The sequence below is a fragment of the Vibrio amylolyticus genome (assembly GCF_023145695.1).
GTDB classification, from domain to species: domain Bacteria; phylum Pseudomonadota; class Gammaproteobacteria; order Enterobacterales; family Vibrionaceae; genus Vibrio; species Vibrio amylolyticus.
On sequence record NZ_JAJHVV010000010.1, the window covers coordinates 1 to 18,947 of the forward strand.

13 protein-coding genes, 1 tRNA gene and 1 rRNA gene are annotated in these 18,947 nt (G+C 42.6%); 10 read left to right on the forward strand and 5 right to left on the reverse strand.

The genetic code is table 11. The features are described 5' to 3' along the window. The first annotated feature begins 104 nt into the window (after nucleotides 1–104). Nucleotides 105–181 (forward strand) — tRNA-Thr (locus tag KP803_RS15720). 40 nt (nucleotides 182–221) lie between these two features. Beyond that, nucleotides 222–337 (forward strand): 5S ribosomal RNA (gene rrf, locus KP803_RS15725). 101 nt (nucleotides 338–438) lie between these two features. On the opposite strand, the gene KP803_RS15730 is transcribed toward rrf, so the two are convergent. From KP803_RS15730 to leuA, 5 genes are all read right to left on the reverse strand, one after another. Next, the gene (locus KP803_RS15730) at nucleotides 439–1,218 is read right to left on the reverse strand and encodes a DUF547 domain-containing protein (protein ID WP_248009812.1); all 780 of its coding nucleotides are present in this window, start codon (nucleotides 1,216–1,218) and stop codon (nucleotides 439–441) included. Nucleotides 1,219–1,367: 149 nt separating this feature from the next. Beyond that, nucleotides 1,368–1,970 (reverse strand): 3-isopropylmalate dehydratase small subunit, encoded by a 603-nt coding sequence (gene leuD / locus KP803_RS15735; protein ID WP_248009813.1) that lies wholly within the window; start codon nucleotides 1,968–1,970, stop codon nucleotides 1,368–1,370. A 12-nt stretch (nucleotides 1,971–1,982) separates the two neighbouring features. After that, nucleotides 1,983–3,380 (reverse strand): 3-isopropylmalate dehydratase large subunit, encoded by a 1,398-nt coding sequence (gene leuC / locus KP803_RS15740; protein WP_248009814.1) that lies wholly within the window; start codon nucleotides 3,378–3,380, stop codon nucleotides 1,983–1,985. Nucleotides 3,381–3,469: 89 nt separating this feature from the next. Then, nucleotides 3,470–4,561, reverse strand: coding sequence for a 3-isopropylmalate dehydrogenase (gene leuB, locus KP803_RS15745; RefSeq protein ID WP_248009815.1), 1,092 nt, complete (start codon nucleotides 4,559–4,561; stop codon nucleotides 3,470–3,472). Between the two features lie 83 nt (nucleotides 4,562–4,644). Continuing rightward, the gene (leuA, locus tag KP803_RS15750; RefSeq protein WP_248009816.1) at nucleotides 4,645–6,192 is read right to left on the reverse strand and encodes a 2-isopropylmalate synthase; all 1,548 of its coding nucleotides are present in this window, start codon (nucleotides 6,190–6,192) and stop codon (nucleotides 4,645–4,647) included. Between the two features lie 456 nt (nucleotides 6,193–6,648). Between leuA and KP803_RS15755 the strand changes: the two genes are divergently transcribed. The 8 genes from KP803_RS15755 (at nucleotide 6,649) to KP803_RS15790 (ending at nucleotide 18,947) form a co-directional block, all read left to right on the forward strand. Next, on the forward strand, nucleotides 6,649–7,308 hold the full coding sequence (locus tag KP803_RS15755) for a TetR/AcrR family transcriptional regulator (RefSeq protein WP_248009971.1): 660 nt from the start codon (nucleotides 6,649–6,651) through the stop codon (nucleotides 7,306–7,308). After that, on the forward strand, nucleotides 7,298–8,614 hold the full coding sequence (locus KP803_RS15760) for an efflux RND transporter periplasmic adaptor subunit (RefSeq protein WP_248009817.1): 1,317 nt from the start codon (nucleotides 7,298–7,300) through the stop codon (nucleotides 8,612–8,614). Before KP803_RS15755 ends, KP803_RS15760 begins: the two co-directional genes overlap by 11 nt. After that, on the forward strand, nucleotides 8,611–11,718 hold the full coding sequence (locus tag KP803_RS15765; protein ID WP_248009818.1) for an efflux RND transporter permease subunit: 3,108 nt from the start codon (nucleotides 8,611–8,613) through the stop codon (nucleotides 11,716–11,718). The genes KP803_RS15760 and KP803_RS15765 overlap by 4 nt, the downstream gene beginning before the upstream one ends. Before the next feature lie 180 nt (nucleotides 11,719–11,898). Continuing rightward, entirely contained in the window at nucleotides 11,899–12,426 is a 528-nt protein-coding gene (locus tag KP803_RS15770) for a phosphatase PAP2 family protein (protein WP_248009819.1), read from the forward strand. A gap of 2 nt (nucleotides 12,427–12,428) precedes the next feature. After that, nucleotides 12,429–13,475, forward strand: a complete 1,047-nt coding sequence (locus tag KP803_RS15775) for an MJ1255/VC2487 family glycosyltransferase (RefSeq protein ID WP_248009820.1) — start codon at nucleotides 12,429–12,431, stop codon at nucleotides 13,473–13,475. Between the two features lie 354 nt (nucleotides 13,476–13,829). Beyond that, nucleotides 13,830–14,789: a transcriptional regulator LeuO gene (gene leuO / locus KP803_RS15780; protein WP_248009821.1), complete on the forward strand. Its 960-nt coding sequence runs from the start codon at nucleotides 13,830–13,832 to the stop codon at nucleotides 14,787–14,789. A 203-nt stretch (nucleotides 14,790–14,992) separates the two neighbouring features. Beyond that, nucleotides 14,993–16,801 (forward strand): AMP-dependent synthetase/ligase, encoded by a 1,809-nt coding sequence (locus KP803_RS15785; protein WP_248009822.1) that lies wholly within the window; start codon nucleotides 14,993–14,995, stop codon nucleotides 16,799–16,801. Between the two features lie 424 nt (nucleotides 16,802–17,225). Next, a complete protein-coding gene (locus KP803_RS15790; RefSeq protein ID WP_248009823.1) occupies nucleotides 17,226–18,947 on the forward strand; it encodes an acetolactate synthase 3 large subunit in 1,722 nt (573 codons plus the stop codon).

Consider the following 18,947-nt stretch of genomic DNA (forward strand, 5'->3'; position numbering starts at 1 on the left):
GAGTAGGACATCGCCAGGCTTTAAATTCATCTTTACCTATAAGGTGAAGATAAAAAAGCCCGTTTAGAGCGGGCTTTTTTAGTCTAACGGACTTAAAACAGTATGCTGATATAGCTCAGCCCGGTAGAGCGCACCCTTGGTAAGGGTGAGGTCCCCAGTTCGAGTCTGGGTATCAGCACCACTTAAAAGGCTAACGTAACTTACGCTAGTTTAAGAATTTACTTGGCAACCATAGCATTGTGGACCCACCTGATTCCATGCCGAACTCAGAAGTGAAACACAATAGCGCCGATGGTAGTGTGGGGCTTCCCCATGTGAGAGTAGGACATTGCCAGGTTTGAATTATCCCTCCACCGATCAGGTGTTGAGAAGAAAATAGAAACCTCAGCAGAAATGCTGAGGTTTTTTGTTTTCTGGAACTAAATATATTCTATAGTTCTATTTACCATTGAGTTTCCAATCATAATCATAGTTAACTTTTCCATCGTACCCTGACAACTCACCCCGATACTTTGATAGATGCTCAAAGAGATCCTCTTCAGCTCCAAAGTCAGCAATGAACCATTCATAGATAGACGAAAGTCTCAGCGTATTACTACTGACTAAAGCCCCTTTATCGCTATTGATGAATCCATTGGCTGCTTTTTCTAAGTTTCGCTCTGTATTCTCAGCAGTAAAGGCTAAAGGTTGTAAGTTTGGGCATCCTAGGCTTGCACAGTTAAGAGCGTAATGAGTTCTGGGATCATTCCAAATAGGCCGTAAAATTCTGTGTTCAATGTCATTTAAGGTGAGCTCTTTACCGTCAATTGAAATGATATTTTGCCCCCAAGGCCCGAAACTAAAAAAGCTTCCAATTTTCGTTATAGATTTGGTTGGGTAGTTATCCAGAATCAAATTAACAGTAAGAGCGTTATATAGGTTAACCCAATAAGAGTACTGTTCATCCTTACTATAGCTTTGTGGGGTTAGCGAGCTCAGCATTGTTATATACTTTTCCAGTAATCGTTTATCTTTCTTAGATACTGCACTATAACGAAACAGAGTATGCTGCCCCTCCATTACAAGATATTCATCAAGTATGTTTTGCCAGCTTTGATGTGAAATAGTGTCTGTACTTTGTTCATTACTGACATTCCAGTAAGGCCATAAGTTTGCTTTTGGTGCAGATAGGACAGAAAAAGAAGTGGTTAACGCCAATAGCGCTATTAGAAGTCTCATTAAAAATACCAGTGGTTGTAGATTTCATTAGTTAATTAGACCATAGCGTAGAACTATTCCTTTCATAACATTTGAGAAATACGAGCTAATAAAAAAGGCCAGTATTGCTACTGACCTTTAGACGGTGTTCTCTTAGTTTTTACACTGAGCTATCTTAGAAATGATGGAATATTTGCTTCGAAGGCAGAAATCTTATCTTCATGCTGAAGCGTTAAACCTATATTGTCTAACCCGTTAAGCAAGCAATGACGACGAAATTCATCGATTTCAAAACCGTATTCTTTACCGTTAGCGCGAACCTTCATTGCCTCTAAGTCAACTTCAACTTCAGCGCCTTCATTTGCTTCTACAAATTGGAATATCTCGTCAACTTCCTGTTCAGTAAGACGTACTGGAACCATTTGGTTGTTAATAGAGTTGCCATAGAAGATATCGGCGAAGCTTGGCGCTATCATTGCTTTAATACCGTAATCGGCTAGTGCCCAAGGTGCGTGTTCACGCGATGATCCACAACCAAAGTTTTCACGCGCTAATAATACGGAAGCACCTTGGTAGCGCGGAGCATTCATTACAAATTCAGGATTTGGTTGTTCACCAGCATCATCAAGGAAACGCCAGTCGTGGAAGAGGTTTTTACCAAAGCCTAATCGAGAAACGCGTTGTAAGAATTGTTTAGGGATAATGGCATCGGTATCGATGTTCGCCGTATCTAATGGAACGACTAATCCAGTATGTTGTTTAAAACCTGACATATTTATCGTCTCCTAAAGTTCACGAATATCAACAAAGTGACCAGCAATTGCGGCAGCAGCAGCCATAGCAGGACTCACAAGATGGGTTCGGCCATCACGACCTTGGCGACCTTCAAAGTTACGGTTCGATGTTGAAGCACAGCGCTCTTGTGGGCCTAGTCGATCGTTATTCATCGCTAGACACATAGAGCAGCCTGGCAAACGCCATTCAAAGCCTGCTTCAATGAAGACTTTATCAAGTCCTTCTGCTTCTGCTTGTGCTTTAACTTGCTCAGAACCAGGGACAATCAACGCTTGTACGTGTGAGGCAACTTTACGTCCTTTTGCAATTTCAGCAGCGGCGCGCATATCTTCAATACGAGAGTTAGTACAAGAGCCAACAAAAACCTTATCGACATTGTAATCAGATAGGGCTTTACCAGCTTCAAGTCCCATGTAAGCAAGAGCTTTCTCAGCAGAGGCTTTCTCTACAGGATCAGAGAAACTGTCTGGTGATGGAATTGGTGTATCTACGGAAATTACTTGGCCAGGGTTAGTACCCCAAGTGACCTGTGGTTTGATGTCAGCAGCATTTAGCGTTACAACGGCATCAAACTCAGCATCATCATCCGTTTTTAATGTTTTCCAGTACTCTACAGCAGCATCAAAATCGGCACCTTCTGGAGAGAATTTACGTCCTTTGATGTATTCAAACGTCGTTTCATCAGGAGCAATAAGACCTGCTTTAGCACCTAGCTCAATCGCCATGTTACAAACAGTCATACGCCCTTCCATAGAAAGGTCAGTGATGGCTTCACCACAGAATTCTACAACGTATCCTGTACCGCCTGCTGCGGTTGTCTCACCGATGATAGCGAGAACGATATCTTTTGCAGTAATGCCTGATGCGACTTTACCTTGTACATTGATCTTCATCGTTTTTGCGCGCGCTTGCTTTAGCGTTTGCGTTGCTAGTACGTGCTCAACTTCAGATGTACCAATACCGAATGCTAATGAACCAAATGCACCATGGGTAGCAGTATGCGAATCACCACACACGATGGTCATACCTGGAAGTGTAATACCTAGCTCAGGACCCATTACGTGAACAATACCTTGGTATTTATGGTTTAAGTCGTAAAGGGTAACGCCAAACTCTTCACAGTTCTTAGATAGCGTTTCCATTTGGATACGTGCCATTTCACCTGAAGCGGCAATATCTTTCGTTTGGGTTGATACGTTATGATCCATCGTGGCAAATGTCTTGCTCACTTGGCGAACTTGACGACCCTTTTCACGCAGACCATCAAACGCTTGTGGTGAGGTCACTTCGTGGACTAAGTGTCGGTCAATATAAAGGATTGGGTTTTCACCCTCAGCAGCTACAGCAACGTGTGCATCGTAGACTTTTTCATATAGTGTTTTTGACATTGCAATCTTTCCTTGGGAGCGAATCATTCCCAGCATTTTGTATGTGCAACTTCATAGCCTGAAGCTGCACAATATAGTTATAGGAATCTTTATGAGTTCAAAATGTATTCAGCGATTTTATCGCCCATTTCTGACGTAGTCAGCGCTGGGTTATTACCTGCAAGATCGGCTGTTAACTCACCTGCTGATAGTGCTTTCGATACCGCAGCTTCTATATCTTGAGCTGCAGCTTCTTCATTTAAGCTATAACGAAGCATTAATGCTGCCGATAGAATTTGCGCTACAGGGTTAGCGATGTTTTTACCCGCAATATCAGGTGCGCTACCGCCTGCTGGTTCATACAAACCAAATTGGCTTTCGTTCAGGCTTGCAGAAGGAAGCATGCCCATAGAGCCTGTGATCATGGCACATTCATCAGAGATGATATCGCCGAATATGTTTGAACAGAGCATGACATCAAACTGAGACGGATCTTTGATTAGCTGCATTGTCGCGTTATCAATGTAGATGTGCGAAAGCTCAACATCAGGGTAGTCTTTTGCAATTTCTTCAACCACTTCACGCCAAAGAATCGAGCTCTGTAGAACGTTAGCTTTATCGACAGAACATACTTTTTTGTCACGTAGGCGAGCAGATTCGAAAGCAATTTTAGCGATACGCTCTATTTCAAAGCGGTGATAAATTTCGGTATCAAATGCTTTTTCGTTTGGACCTTCACCTTCACGACCTTTTGGCTGACCAAAGTAGATACCACCAGTAAGCTCACGAACGACGACAATATCAAAACCGCGTTCAGAGATATCAGCACGTAGAGGAGAGAATGTTTCTAGACCTGCATGAATTTGCGCTGGACGAAGATTACAAAATAACTGGAAGTGTTTACGAAGTGGAAGCAGTGCGCCGCGCTCTGGTTGATCGTTTGGTGGGAGATGTTCCCATTTTGGACCGCCAACTGAGCCAAATAGTACCGCATCTGAATCTTCACAGCCTTTTACTGTGCTCTCAGGAAGTGGGCTGCCATGGTTATCAATCGCAATACCGCCAACATCGTGTTCTTCGCGAGAAAAAGTGATCGCATGTTTCTTTTCAATCGCATCAAGTACTTTATGTGCTTGTTGCATTACTTCTGGTCCAATACCATCGCCCGGTAAAATAGCGATCTTGTATGTTTTGTCTGTCATGTTAATCCTTTAAATATTTTGATTTGTGTTTCTAACCTAGCTATTTACTGCTCTAGGCTAGAACGCTTTTATTCATTAGCGATTTATACTGCTGCGATCTTTTTTTGCTTAATTTCTGCGATTTCATCTGCACGGTGAATACTGTTAATGACGTGCAGTAGTGCTTGACCAGAAGCTTCAACAATATCCGTTGAAATACCCGTACCATGGTACTTACGACCTTTATAGTTAGCGATGATATCCGCTTGGCCTAATCCGTCTTCACCTTCGCCTTTGGCGGTTAGGTCAAACTTGTCTAGAACAATATCATAACCTGTCACGCGATAGATACACTGGTAAAGTGCATCAACAGGACCGTTCCCCACAGCCGCTTCAGCGGTCTCTTCATCACCACAAAGCATCTTAATACTTGTGGTTGCCATTACGCTGCCAGATTGGACACTTAGGTAGTTAAGCTTAAAGAAATCGTCCTCTTCACGAAGGTTCGAGAAATGCATTAGTGCTTCTAAGTCATAATCAAAAACTTGGCCCTTGCGGTCAGCCAGTTTCAAGAAGTCTTCATACAAAGCATCCAAGTTGTACTCTTCATCTTTATAACCCATTGCATCCATGTGGCTTTTCACAGCAGCACGGCCACTTCGGCTTGTTAGGTTTAGAGCTTTGTTTTTTAGACCAATAGACTCAGGTGTCATGATTTCATAAGTATTCTTATTCTTAATCATGCCATCTTGGTGAATACCTGAAGAGTGGCTAAAGGCATTTGAACCTACAATCGCCTTATTGTCTTGGATTGGCATATTACATAGCTGACTGACAAGCTTACTAGTACGATGAATCTCGTCGTGCTTAAGTCCAGTATGTACACCTAATAACTCTTCGCGAGTTTTGATGATCATTGCGATCTCTTCAAGAGAACAGTTACCAGCACGCTCTCCGATACCGTTAATTGTTCCTTCAACTTGACGAGCACCTGCTTGAACCGCAGCAATAGAGTTTGCCACTGACATGCCTAAGTCATCATGGCAGTGCACAGAGATAATTGCCTTGTCGATATTCGGTACGCGATTGAAAAGGGTTTGAATGATGCCACCAAATTCATTTGGCACTGTGTAGCCAACGGTATCTGGGATATTAATGGTATTCGCCCCAGCATTAATCGCCGCTTCAACCATACGACATAGGTCATCAATTGGCGTTCGACCTGCATCTTCGCAAGAGAACTCAACGTCATCTGTATATTTACGAGCATGTTTCACCGCTCTTACGCCCATTTCTACAACGTCGTCATAGCTGCGACGAAGTTTGTCTTGAACGTGAATCGTTGAGGTCGAAATAAAGGTATGAATACGGAATGCTTCCGCTACTTTTAGCGCTTCAGCTGCAGCATCAATATCTTTAGGCACTGCACGAGAAAGACCACAGATTCGGCTGTTCTTAATATGACGAGCAATGGTTTGAACCGATTCAAAATCACCTGGTGAAGAGACAGGGAAGCCAGCTTCAATTACATCAACACCTAGGCGTTCGAGCGCGTAGGCAATTTGCAGTTTTTCTTTAACTGTTAAGCTTGCTGACAACGCTTGTTCACCATCACGTAGAGTGGTGTCGAATATAATGACCTGATCGTTCATGTTTGCTTCCTTAGTGATTAGACGTCTTTTGCGTCAGTTAATCGTTTACTTCCAGTCGATAATTACAAAAAAACCCGCATCTCAGTGCGGGTTTTTGGAATTCTAATGTGGCTATTTTTCTTCCATGACCTACCCGCGTGATGTGTTCACGATAAGGAGGAGGTTGAGCAGGATAGAAAAATTCTTTGTCATTGTTAATTACTTCCTAAACGGAGTTAAAGAAACCACAAAATTAAGTTAACAAATTAGTACCGCACTCGCGTAGCAACGTCAACCATTAAGTTGTTTTTTTATTCATATCGGATCAGTTAAGGCGTTTCTGGCCTGAGAATAATAAATTAATCAAATGATGAATTAGTGATTAATTAAGCAGCTACCGATTGTTATATTATCGCTCTATAATTAATCGAATGATTAATATATGAGATTGTTATGACTGATTCAAAGGTAGCCAACATCGAATCAAGAAAAGCAGGAAGACCGCGCGATAAAACGGAGTCGAGAGCTCTGCTGTTAACTCATGCGAGAGAGCTCTTTGTCGCAAAGCCTTATGACAAAGTGTCAACGCGTAGCATCGCTGAAAAAGCAGGGGTCAATATTGGCATGATCCGTTATTACTTTGGAAATAAAGAAGGTTTGTTTGAAGAGATGATACGTGACGCATTGTCTCCGATGAAGAATCAAATGGGCCTATTAATAAAAGAGAGTTCACATCAAAACCTTGTGGATCTTATGAGAACGTATTACCAAGCCATGATTAAGGTGCCAGAGATGCCACGTTTAATCATGAACACCATGAACATGCCTGCCGACGATAAGCAAAGACAGTTAATGGAGAAGGTGTTCATGGATCTTGCTCGACCAATGCAAAAGCTTATCTTTGAAAAATTGCGAAGCAGTGGGGTGATACGTTCTGACATGGATGAAAAATTGTGCCGAATCTCTTACATAAGTTTGATGGTATTTCCATTCATCGCGCCACCTGCGATGCTCAAGATCCACGGCGTAGAGCTAAACGAAGATTTTTTAGCGAGATTATTTGAACACAACATCAAACTGATGACACAAGGCTTTATAACGCCAACTCCCTATGAAGGAACACCGCATGACCATTAATCGTAAATTTCTATTTTTTCCTGCCGTGTTAATAGGAGTGATTATTTTAGTATTGGCAGTCAAACTCAAGCCCTCTCTACCTGTTAAGCCAGCTACTGATCGTGCAAGGCTTGTTGAAACGGTTCCTTTGAAATTAAAGTCAGTAGCACCATTAACAATTGGTTTTGGTAAGGTGTCACCGAAAGTAGAGTGGAAAGCGATTTCTGAAGTCACTGGTAAGGTCGTTTACCGCCACCCCGACTTACAAAAAGGTCAGGTGTTACCAGCCGGAACTGAAGTGCTGCGGATCGATCCTCTCGATTATGAGTTGAAGCTTGTTCAAGCATCTGCCGATTTTAAGTCGAGCCAAACGTCTCTGGCCAAACTGAACTTGGATGAAAGTAATTTAAAACAAACGTTATCCATTGAAAAAAGTCGTTTGAAGATTTCCAAGACAGAATTGCAGAGAAAGGTCGATTTACGAAAAAAAGGTTTAACCTCTCAATCGGATGTCGATCAGCAGCAGCAAAGTAGTTTGTCACAGAAAAAATTAGTCTTGGATATAGAGCATAAATTAGCGCTCATGCCTGATGAAAAACAGGTGGCAGAAGCGGTGGTTAAAGTGAATGAAGCGAAGGTTCAAGAAGCGCAGCGATTGCTAACTAAGACATCCATTATTCTGCCTCAAGCTCTACGCATTGCAGATGTTGATATTGAGCAAAACCAGGTCGTGAATATCCAGCAAGCAATGATCATCGCCCACGGGATAGAGGTCATGGAAGTGGATGCACAAGTCTCCATTCATGACATGCAAACCTTAGCGTCAAGCTTGGGAGAATTTAGCCGAGACGAATCAGGCATGCCTCAAGTGGACATGACCTTTGTCGAGGCCTCAATTGAGTTGAACAGCGGATCTCTGAAGGTAACTTGGCCAGCTAAGGTTGCAAGGATCAGTGAAACGGTCGATCTCAATCAGGCAACGGCTGGTGTGATCTTAGAGATCGTTCAGGATTATAAAGATCTCTCACCGACGTCGGTGCCGCCACTCGTCAATGGAATGTTTGTTAAGGCCTCGATTGAAGGTCAATCTAACCCTAGTTGGTTTATTCCTGAAAGAGCGTTGCATGGAGATAAAATCTACATAAAAGACGCGCAAGATCGTTTGGTTATAAAAGAAGTAGAGGTGCTCTACAGGCGTGATAACCATGTCGTGATTGATGGAGATCTCGAGCAAGGCCAGCGTTTGATTCTCAATGACTTATTGCCTGCGATAGAAGGAATGCAATTAAGAGAGAGCCTGTTAGAGAGTGAGGAATCCACATTATGATTCGTTTTTTCTCTCGCCACCCTACGGCTGCAAACCTACTCATGCTGATGCTGCTGATACTTGGTATCTCAAGTGTCATGACCATAAAGCGAGAAACATTTCCAGAGTTCACGCCTCCATACATTATGGCAGCGGTCGTTTATCCAGGGGCTTCGCCACAAGAGGTTGAAGAGAGTATTTGTGTTCGTATGGAAGATGCTGTCGATGGCCTTGCTAATATCGAAGAAACCCGTTGTGAAGCGATTGAGGGGTCGGCTCGTCTAACGCTCAAGCTGAATAGTAAGGCCGACATTGGACGCATGTTGGTGGATGTACAAACACAGATCAATGCAATCAATGACTTTCCTGATGAGATTGAATCGCCAATGGTTCAAGAGCTAGATTGGAATGAGCCTGTTGTCGATGTCGCTATTTCTGCTGATACGACTTGGCCTGAATTAAAGGCTTACGCAGAAAAACTAAAACGAATTTTAAAGCTTGATTACGATGTGTCATTGGTTGATGTGAGCGGTTTTTCAGATCACCAATTTCGCGTAGAACTGGATTTACAAGCAGTGAGGCAGCTCGGCATCAGTGTTGGTGATATTGCGGAGCAGATAAAACGCCAGAACGTTAAGTTACCCAGCGGTAACATTGAAACAACAGATAAAAACTTTCTCATCCGTTTTGATGAAAGACGTATTACGCCATTTGAGCTTGAAAGTATCGTGGTAGGTTCTGGACCAAATGGCTCACAGATCCGTTTGAGAGATATCGCAACCATTAGTGATCGCTTCGAGCTAGATGAGCAGAAAGTCTACTTTAACGGCCACCCTTCGGCTTTACTGAAAATAAGTAAGAATAAAGAGGATGATGCACTCAGGATCAAGCAGAAGGTGTCTGAGTTTGTTGCTGATCAGAAGTTAATTGCTCCTGATGGTGTGACGCTCGAACTGACCAATGATCTCTCTTCTGTATTGTGGGATCGCTTAACCATGATGCTTAAAAATGGCTGGCAAGGGATTGTGCTGGTGTTTGCCACCATGTGGTTGTTTTTCAGCTTTCGATATTCATTTTGGGTGGCAGCGGGTCTACCAGTCGCGTTTCTTGGCGGACTTTTCTTGATGGCAAATCTTGGTCTATCTATCAACATAATGTCGCTCGTTGGCTTGCTGATGGCAATCGGCATCATGATGGATGACGCGATAGTCATCGCCGAGTCTGTCGCCTCCCATTTAGATAAGGGTCAGAGTATTGACGACGCGGTGATTAATGGCGTTAAAAAAGTCTTTCCAGGGGTTTTATCATCGTTTTTAACCACAATTTGTATTTTCGGCAGCTTGCTGTTTTTAGATGGCGAAATGGGGGCAGTGCTCAAAGCAGTACCACAGGTGCTGATACTGGTTCTGATATTAAGCCTTGTTGAAGCTTTTCTCATACTCCCTAATCATCTGTCTCACTCTCTACACAATCTAAAAGGGGAACGTGAGCCTGTAAAATTTAAAAAGGTGCTGTTAGAAAAATTTGAACGGTTTCGTAATGAGCAGCTTGTTCGTGCTGTGACTGAGGTGGTTGAATATCGTTACGCATTTTTAGGAAGTGTTGCAGCGTTAATGCTGATTTCAGTGGCGACTATTGCTGGTGGATTACTCAAATTTCAACCTTTCCCAGATCTTGATGGAGACATCGCTGAAGTACGAATTATTCTTCCACCCGGAGCGTCTTTATCACAAACAGAGCGTGTCGTTGAAAAGATCGTAGCCTCAGCTGAGAAGCTGAACGTAGAGTGGAGTGAGAAAGAGGAGAATGGGCAAACACTGGTTAAGCACATTACCTCTCAATTTAATGTCAATGCTGATGCCAATGAGTCGGGACCGCATATAGCAACCGTGAGGCTTGATTTATTAGGTGCTGAGACTCGAAATGCATTAATCGATGACTTTGTGGCAGCTTGGCGAGAAGACGTCGGTGAATTAGCCGACCCCGTTTCATTGGTTTATAAGCAACCCACAATGGGCCCAGGCGGGCGTGCGATAGATATTCGGATTAAGCATGATGATCTTGATGAGCTAAAATCGGCTTCGATTGATATTCAACAGTACCTTAATCAGTTTGATGGCGTATCCGGTGTTTTGGATGACATGCGTATGGGGAAAGAGGAGATACTCGTAAAGCTTCGTTCGGGCGCAGAAACTTATGGAGTAAACGGCCAAATGATCGCAGGGCAATTGCGTGCGGCTTTTTTTGGTCAAACGGCGGATGAGATTCAAGTTGGTGTCGAGAACATCTCTATTGAAGTGCGATTAGACAAAACTCAGGCGGGTGATCTTCAGCAACTCGCGAATTTCCCAATTATTCTTTCAGACGGCAGTCAGGTTCCCCTCGCAACGGTGGCAACATTAGACTTTCAACGTAACTATGTACGAATCCAACGTATTGATGGTTTAAGAACCGTGAGTGTGTTCGGCGATATTGATAACCATAAGATCAGTTCGTCTGCAATAGTGGCTCAGTTGAGAAAGGAGTTTGCACCAGAGCTATTACAGAAGTACCCAGGGCTCCGTTTTGATTTTGAAGGTGAAGCCAAAGATGCTGCGAAAACAGGTGCTTCGATGGGGAAAGGTTTCTTGTTAGGCCTGTTTGGTGTCTTTGCGATATTAAGTTTTCAATTTCGTAGTTACCTAGAACCGTTTGTTGTCATGCTAGCAATACCTTTGGCTTTTATCGGTGTGGTATGGGGGCATTTACTATTAGGGCACTCTTTAAGCATGCCAAGCATGATGGGGTTTGTATCGTTAGCGGGGATTGTCGTTAATGACTCGATATTGCTGGTGCAGTACATAAGGCATCACGTTGATGAGGGAGATAGTGTTTATGACTCCGTGGTTAAAGCGAGTCGAGAGCGCTTTCGTGCTGTTTTTCTAACTTCGATGACGACGGCAGCCGGGTTATTACCGCTGCTTCTTGAAACCAGCTTACAAGCACAAGTTATTCAACCCCTCGTCGTGTCTATTGTGTTCGGTATCTTCGCCTCAACACTTCTGGTTCTATTTATGATTCCAGCAGCCTACGCGGTTTTAGCGGACTTTGGTTTAGTTCATAAACATGAATCTTTAGACGCCTAGTCTCTATTCTTTCATATCTTAATGCCGCATTTGAATAAGAGGGAGCTTCGGCTCCTTTTTTTATGTTCATTACGTGCATAGATGAATCTTCATCCTAGCTAAAAAAAAACGTCACGCAGTTGTCATTTGGTTCACATAGCTTGGTTTAAAACCAAGCGTGATCATCATAAGGAGCCAATGATGCGTAGTTTTGAATCCGTAACACGGTTTGATTTAGCTTTTTCATCATTCTGTTTGCAGCACCGTTTTTCTCAACAAGTGGCAACAGTCAGTAAAGCCGTTTCACACAGTGGCGATGGCCATCTCTATTTAATGCTCGGTTTAACCGCATTTTTCTTTGGAGGGATGAAAGGGGAGCTTTTTTTCTGGAGTGTTTTGATGGCGTTCTCTATTGAACTGCCGATCTACTGGCTCTTGAAAAACAGTGTGAAACGTCGTAGACCAGAAGAACTCACTCCTTATATTGCTGCATTTATTACCCCTTCAGATCGCTACAGCTTGCCTTCTGGTCATACGGCGGCGGGCTTTTTATTTGCGTCACTGATTGGGGCGTTTTATCCCACATTATTGCCATTTGCTTTCATTTGGGCGTGTTTGATTGGTGCGTCGCGAGTGTTGCTTGGCGTCCATTTTTTAACGGACATTGTGGTTGGAGCTCTGCTCGGGTTTGCCAGTGCTCGTATCGTTCTAACTTTTATAGGGATGTAACAATGAAAATTCTGTATGGAGTACAAGGGACGGGTAATGGTCATATCGCTCGTGCAAGAGCGATGAGCTGTGCATTAAAAGATCGCGGTATTGACGTTGATTACCTGTTCTCGGGGCGAGACGCTGATAAGTACTTCTCTATGGAGGAGTTTGGAGCGTATCAAACTCGTAAAGGGTTATCGTTTGAGACTGAAAACGGACAGGTGAGTTATCTAAAAACGATTCAGAATAATAGCCTGACAGAGCTGTACCGCGAGATAAAAAATTGCGATTTATCAGACTATGATTTAGTGCTGAATGACTTCGAACCGATAACCGCGTGGGCGGCGAAAAGACAGAAAAAAACCTGTATTAGCATCAGTCACCAAAATGCGTTTAAGCATTCCGTACCGTTAAAAGGAGCTAATTGGGTAGATAAAAGGTTAATTCACCACTTTGCTCCCTCAAATTATTCCATTGGACTGCACTGGTATCACTTCGAACAAGATATACTTCCTCCGATAGTTCACTCGGTTGACTATCAAATTGAGCAAGAAAACTTCATCTTGGTGTACCTTCCGTTCGAAAATAGCAATGAAATTTGTAATTTATTGTTTCGTTTTGCGAGTTATCAATTTGTTTGTTTTCACCCAAGCGTTAACAAAGTAGAAACAATTGGAAGTATAGAACTTCGTCCTCTTTCTCATGAAAGCTTTCAATCACATTTGCATCGCTGTAACGGCGTCATCGCGAATGGTGGTTTTGAACTTCCCTCAGAAGCACTAACTTTGGGCAAGAAGCTGCTGTTGAAACCATTATCGGGACAGTTCGAGCAACAAAGTAATGTGGCGACTCTGGATGGTTTGGGTTTAGCAAGCAGTATGGACTTCCTAGACGCATCAAAAGTCAGGCTTTGGCTTGATGATAAACCGGGAGAGAAGGTGGTCTACCCTAACGTCGCGCAAGCGATTGCGGAGTGGGTGCATAATGGGCAATGGGACACCCAAGATAAGCTATGTCGGGCTCTATGGGAGAGAGTCGATTTTCCGAGTTATGTTTCAAATATATAACTAATATATCGAGCGCTTTTAGTATGTCTACCCCATTCATAATTCAGCTAAATGTAACAGGGTGTTAATTGGTTAATTAATAAACGCTATCAATGTTATATGTAAAAACCATAAATTTATACATTTTATGGTTTTTTATGTATTGCCTAAGGGTATGTTTTACATGGTGTTTTATTGATATAAGATAAAATTAACTGATTAATTGTCAATCTTGTTGCCAATCGTCAAATGATTCGCAGATAGTAATTGTCAGCTAGGAAGTATCTGAGAAATAAATGATAGCGAAACTGCTTAAGTATTTCCTGAAATACTAATTATAAATGTTGATGATAACGAAACAATGAGGCGTACCCGATGTTAGATAAAAAAGACGCGATGAGTGCTATTGCAAGCTACCGAATGGAAAGTACTTTACGTGGTGTAGATTTAAATCTACTGACTGTGTTTGATGCCGTAATGCAAGAACAGAACATTACGCGAGCAGCACATAACTTAGGGATGTCTCAACCGGCTGTTAGTAATGCTGTAGCTCGCCTAAAAGTGATGTTTAATGACGAACTGTTCATGCGTCAAGGCCGTGGCATTCAACCAACTCAACGTGCTCGTCAACTATTTGGCCCAATCCGCCAAGCATTGCAGTTAATTCGTAATGAACTCCCTAGCTCAGTGTTCTCTCCAGAAACATCGACTCGTCTATTTAAGCTCGCTATTTGCAGCCCTTGTGACATGCGTTTTGCACCAAAAATCATGTCAACAGTGCATGAGCAAGCACCAAACGTACAGCTTCACTTGGATGCTGAGTTTGACCGTAAGTTGGCGGAGCGTATGCGTTATCAAGAGATTGATTTTGTTATTGATTACGCTCGATTTGATGAGCAAGGATTTTCAAGTACTGAAATTTTCCAAGATGAATTAGTTGTCGTTGCTTCATCTTCACACTCTCGTGTTCAAGGTTCTGTTTCTGTTGAAGATCTAATGACAGAAAGACACGCTAAACTATCGAAGATCCATGGTCAACGTAGCTTCTCTGAGCAGGCGTACCGTGAGCTAGATTGTCAGCCATACTATGAAGGTACGAGCTTGAGCAACGTACTTTATGTTGTTGGTCAATCCGAGTTAGTTACCATCGCACCACGTTGGATGGTAGAAAACGCTGCTAATCGTGATCAACTACAGATCTTAGACTTCCCATTTGAAAATGCGAACATTAGCGGATTCTTAAGCTGGCACGAATCTAGTGAAAAAGATAAAGGCCACATCTGGTTCCGTGATCAATTAATGATGATTTGTGGCGAAGTGGTTGCTTTGAACTAAAATTAAAAGGTTGAATGCAACTTAGACAGATTGAGTTGTATTTATACAAACTGATAACAAAACCTTGAACTGACTAGATTGGTTCAAGGTTTTTTATTACCCATTAATTGATAACTTTGAAGTTAGTCAGTTGCCTTTTCAAAACTGGAATGTACACTTGTTCGCTCAAAATAGCTTACATGTGTAAGCCAAAGGTAAGAGACATGGCCAATATAGATTTCCACATCATAAAATGTATTCGAGAGCAAATTGCTAAAGGGGGGGATCGCATCGCCCTTAAACACAAAGTTGATACCAATTGGAAGGGTATTAGCTGGAAGCAGTTTGGTCAGCAAGTTGATGCACTATCACTTGCACTATTGGCTCAGGGAATGAGAATTCAAGACAAAGTTGGTATCTACGCCAACAACATGCCTCAATGGACGATGGCTGACTTTTCTGCACTTCAAACACGCGCAGTATCGGTTCCTATTTACCCGACTAATACAGCGGCTCAGGCGTCTTATATCATCCAAGATGCAGACGTACGTATTCTATTCGTTGGTGAGCAAGACCAGTTTGATGCCGCAATGGGCCTTTTCGATGACTGTGAACAGTTAGAGCTTGTTGTCGCGATGTCTGATGACATCAATATTGGTGATGCTGAGCATGCTATTAGCTGGCAAGACTTTCTACAAAAAGGCAGCGATGCTGAACGCGCTCAGTTAGAACAACGCATTGATGAGCTTTGCTTAGATGACTTGCTAACGCTCATCTACACCTCGGGTACGACGGGGCAGCCGAAAGGCGTGATGCTTGATTACGCTAACATCGCGGCTCAACTAGAAGGCCATGATGAACGTTTGAGTCTAACTCAAGATGATGTCTCATTAGCGTTCTTACCGCTCTCTCATGTTTTTGAACGTGCTTGGACATTCTACGTTCTCTATAAAGGTGCAACTAACTGTTACTTGCAAGATACGATGCAAGTGAAAAGTGCACTGGAAGAAATTCGTCCAACCGTGATGTGTGCGGTTCCACGCTTCTACGAAAAGATTTTCTCTGCGATTCATGAAAAAGTGTCCAAAGCGCCATTTATTCGTAAAGTGCTGTTCACTTGGGCTGTAAATATGGGCGCGAAAGTCTCTCTTTGCCATCAAGAAGGACGTGAACCTTCTATGATGCTGAAGAAGTCGCATCAACTTGCAGACAAGCTGGTTCTTTCTAAGCTGCGTGCATTGCTTGGTGGGCGCATAAGCTTTATGCCCTGTGGCGGAGCTAAGCTTGATGAAACCATAGGTCGTTTTTTCCATGCGATTGGTATCAACGTTAAGCTTGGTTACGGCATGACAGAAACAACAGCAACCGTTTCTTGTTGGGATGACAAATGTTTCAATCCAGACTCGATTGGTATGTCGATGCCGGGCGCTCAAGTTAAAATTGGCGAGAACAATGAAATTTTAGTCCGCGGCCCTATGGTGATGCGTGGCTATTACAAAATGCCAGAAGAAACTGAAAAGACGTTTGATGAACATGGTTTCTTAAAAACCGGTGATGCGGGAATGATTGATGAAAACGGCAACGTCTTCATTACTGACCGTATCAAAGAGTTGATGAAAACATCCAATGGTAAGTACATTGCACCGCAAATGGTGGAAGGTACTATCGGTAAAGACCATTACATCGAACAGATAGCGGTAATCGCTGATACGCGTAAGTTCGTTTCGGCTCTTATCGTACCTTGCTTTGATACGCTTGAAGAGTACGCTAAAGAGCTCAACATTAAGTATAACGATCGTATTGAACTCGTTAAGCACCATAAAGTGGTTGAGATGTTTGAAAATCGCGTGAGTGGGCTGCAAACAGAATTGGCGAAATTTGAACAAGTGAAGAAGTTCAAATTACTGCCAAAAGCATTCTCAATGAACGATGGTGAGCTTACACCAACGCAAAAACTGCGTAGAAAGGTGATTAGTGATAAGTACCAAGATGAAATTGAAGAAATGTACACTGAAACAAAGAAAGATAAGTAACTTACTTAACAGTTAAATTTTCCTTTGTTCAAAAAACCTCCATACGACAATGACCATTGTTGATGGAGGTTTTTTTATTGTTCGAAGCCTGAATGGTCTTATCCATTAGAGAATGATCTAAGAATTATTCTCTTTTTATCTTGCAGTATAAAATCATAGATCAATAAAGTTTTAATGTTCATGGTTTTAATATCTGAATTTTACGTAAATATTAGTCGATTAATGTTATGGCGATCTCTGTCGCAATAGACCCTTTGCTAATAAAACGTTACAGTTGTTTAGTTTCCTGTGTTTGGTGATAACAAGACAGGACATAGCCACAAAGTGTCACAACTTGGAAATAGGCTACAAATAAGCCCTAGACTATGCAAAACCAGACTAATTGATTAACCAAATCAACGTAGTGACTGGTAAGGAGAAAGATATGGAGAAGTTATCTGGCGCAGAGATGGTGGTTCAATCTCTGATCGAAGAAGGTGTAGAGCAGATCTTTGGTTACCCTGGAGGCTCTGTTTTAGATATTTATGATGCACTGCATGCTAAATCAGATGAAATTAAGCATGTATTAGTTCGTCATGAACAAGCGGCGACGCATATGGCTGACGGCTATACGCGCTCAACCGGAAAACCGGGTGTTGTGCTCGTTTGTTCTGGTCCTGGCGCTACGAATACCGTTACGGGTATTGCAACAGCGTATATGGACTCAATCCCTATGATCGTTATCTCAGGTAACGTTCCTCGAAATTTAATCGGTAATGATGCATTCCAAGAGTGTGACATTGTTGGTGTTTCTCGCCCAATCGTTAAACACAGTTTCTTAGTAAAAAGTACTGAAGAAATCCCAGAGGTGATGAAGCAAGCTTTTTATATCTCAACGACAGGACGTCCAGGTCCGGTTGTGATTGATTTACCAAAAGATGTGATGAGCCCGCTCAATAAACTCCCTTATGAATACCCTAAAACGATCAATATGCGATCGTACAACCCAACTCTGACTGGGCATAAAGGTCAAATCAAGAAGGCACTGAAAGCGCTATTAGCTGCGGAAAAGCCTGTTCTTTATGTTGGTGGTGGTGTCGTGATCTCGGAAGCCGATCAGCAGTTACTAAAATTGGCTGAAGCACTGAACCTGCCAGTAGTGAGTACGTTAATGGGCTTAGGCGCATTTCCTGGAACACATAAAAATTCATTAGGCATGTTGGGCATGCATGGTTTGTATGAAGCGAATATGGCCATGCATAACGCTGATCTGATATTTGGTATTGGGGTTCGTTTTGATGACCGAACCACCAATAACTTAGATAAGTACTGTCCAAATGCCAAAATCATGCATATCGATATTGATCCATCATCGATATCTAAAAACGTAAAAACTGATCTGCCTATTGTTGGCTCGGCAGAAAAGGTTCTTGAAACCATGGTTCAGCTGCTTGAAGAGCAGGGCGGTAGCAATGACTCTGACGCTATTGACCGTTGGTGGAGTGAAATTCAAGTATGGCGTGATCGCAATTGTTTGAGTTATGAAAAGCTGCCAGATCGCATCAAGCCTCAACAAGTTATCGAAACACTGCACAAATTGACCAATGGCGATGCTTATGTGGCATCTGATGTTGGTCAGCACCAAATGTTTGCCGCACTTTACTATCCGTTTAACAAACCGCGCCGTTGGATTAATTCAGGTGGTTTAGGGACGATGGGCTTTGGTCTACCTGCTGGTATGGGTGTTAAGTTTGCTAAGCCTGATGAAGAGGTCGTTATCGTAACTGGTGATGGCAGTATTCAGATGAATATCCAGGAACTCTCTACAGCGCTTCAATATGACATTCCAGTGAAAATCATTAACCTAAATAATCGATTCTTAGGCATGGTTAAACAGTGGCAAGATATTGTGTATCAGGGTCGCCATTCCAATTCATACATGGATTCTGTACCAGATTTTGCTGCCATCGCAGAGGCGTATGGTCACGTTGGTATCCGTATCACTTCTCCTGATGAATTGGAGTCAGGAATGAAAAAAGCACTCGATATGAAAGATCGCTTGGTGTTTGTAGATATTACAGTAGATGAAACGGAGCACGTATACCCAATGCAAATTCGTGGCGAGGGTATGGATCGTATGTGGCTAAGCAAAACGGAGAGAACATAA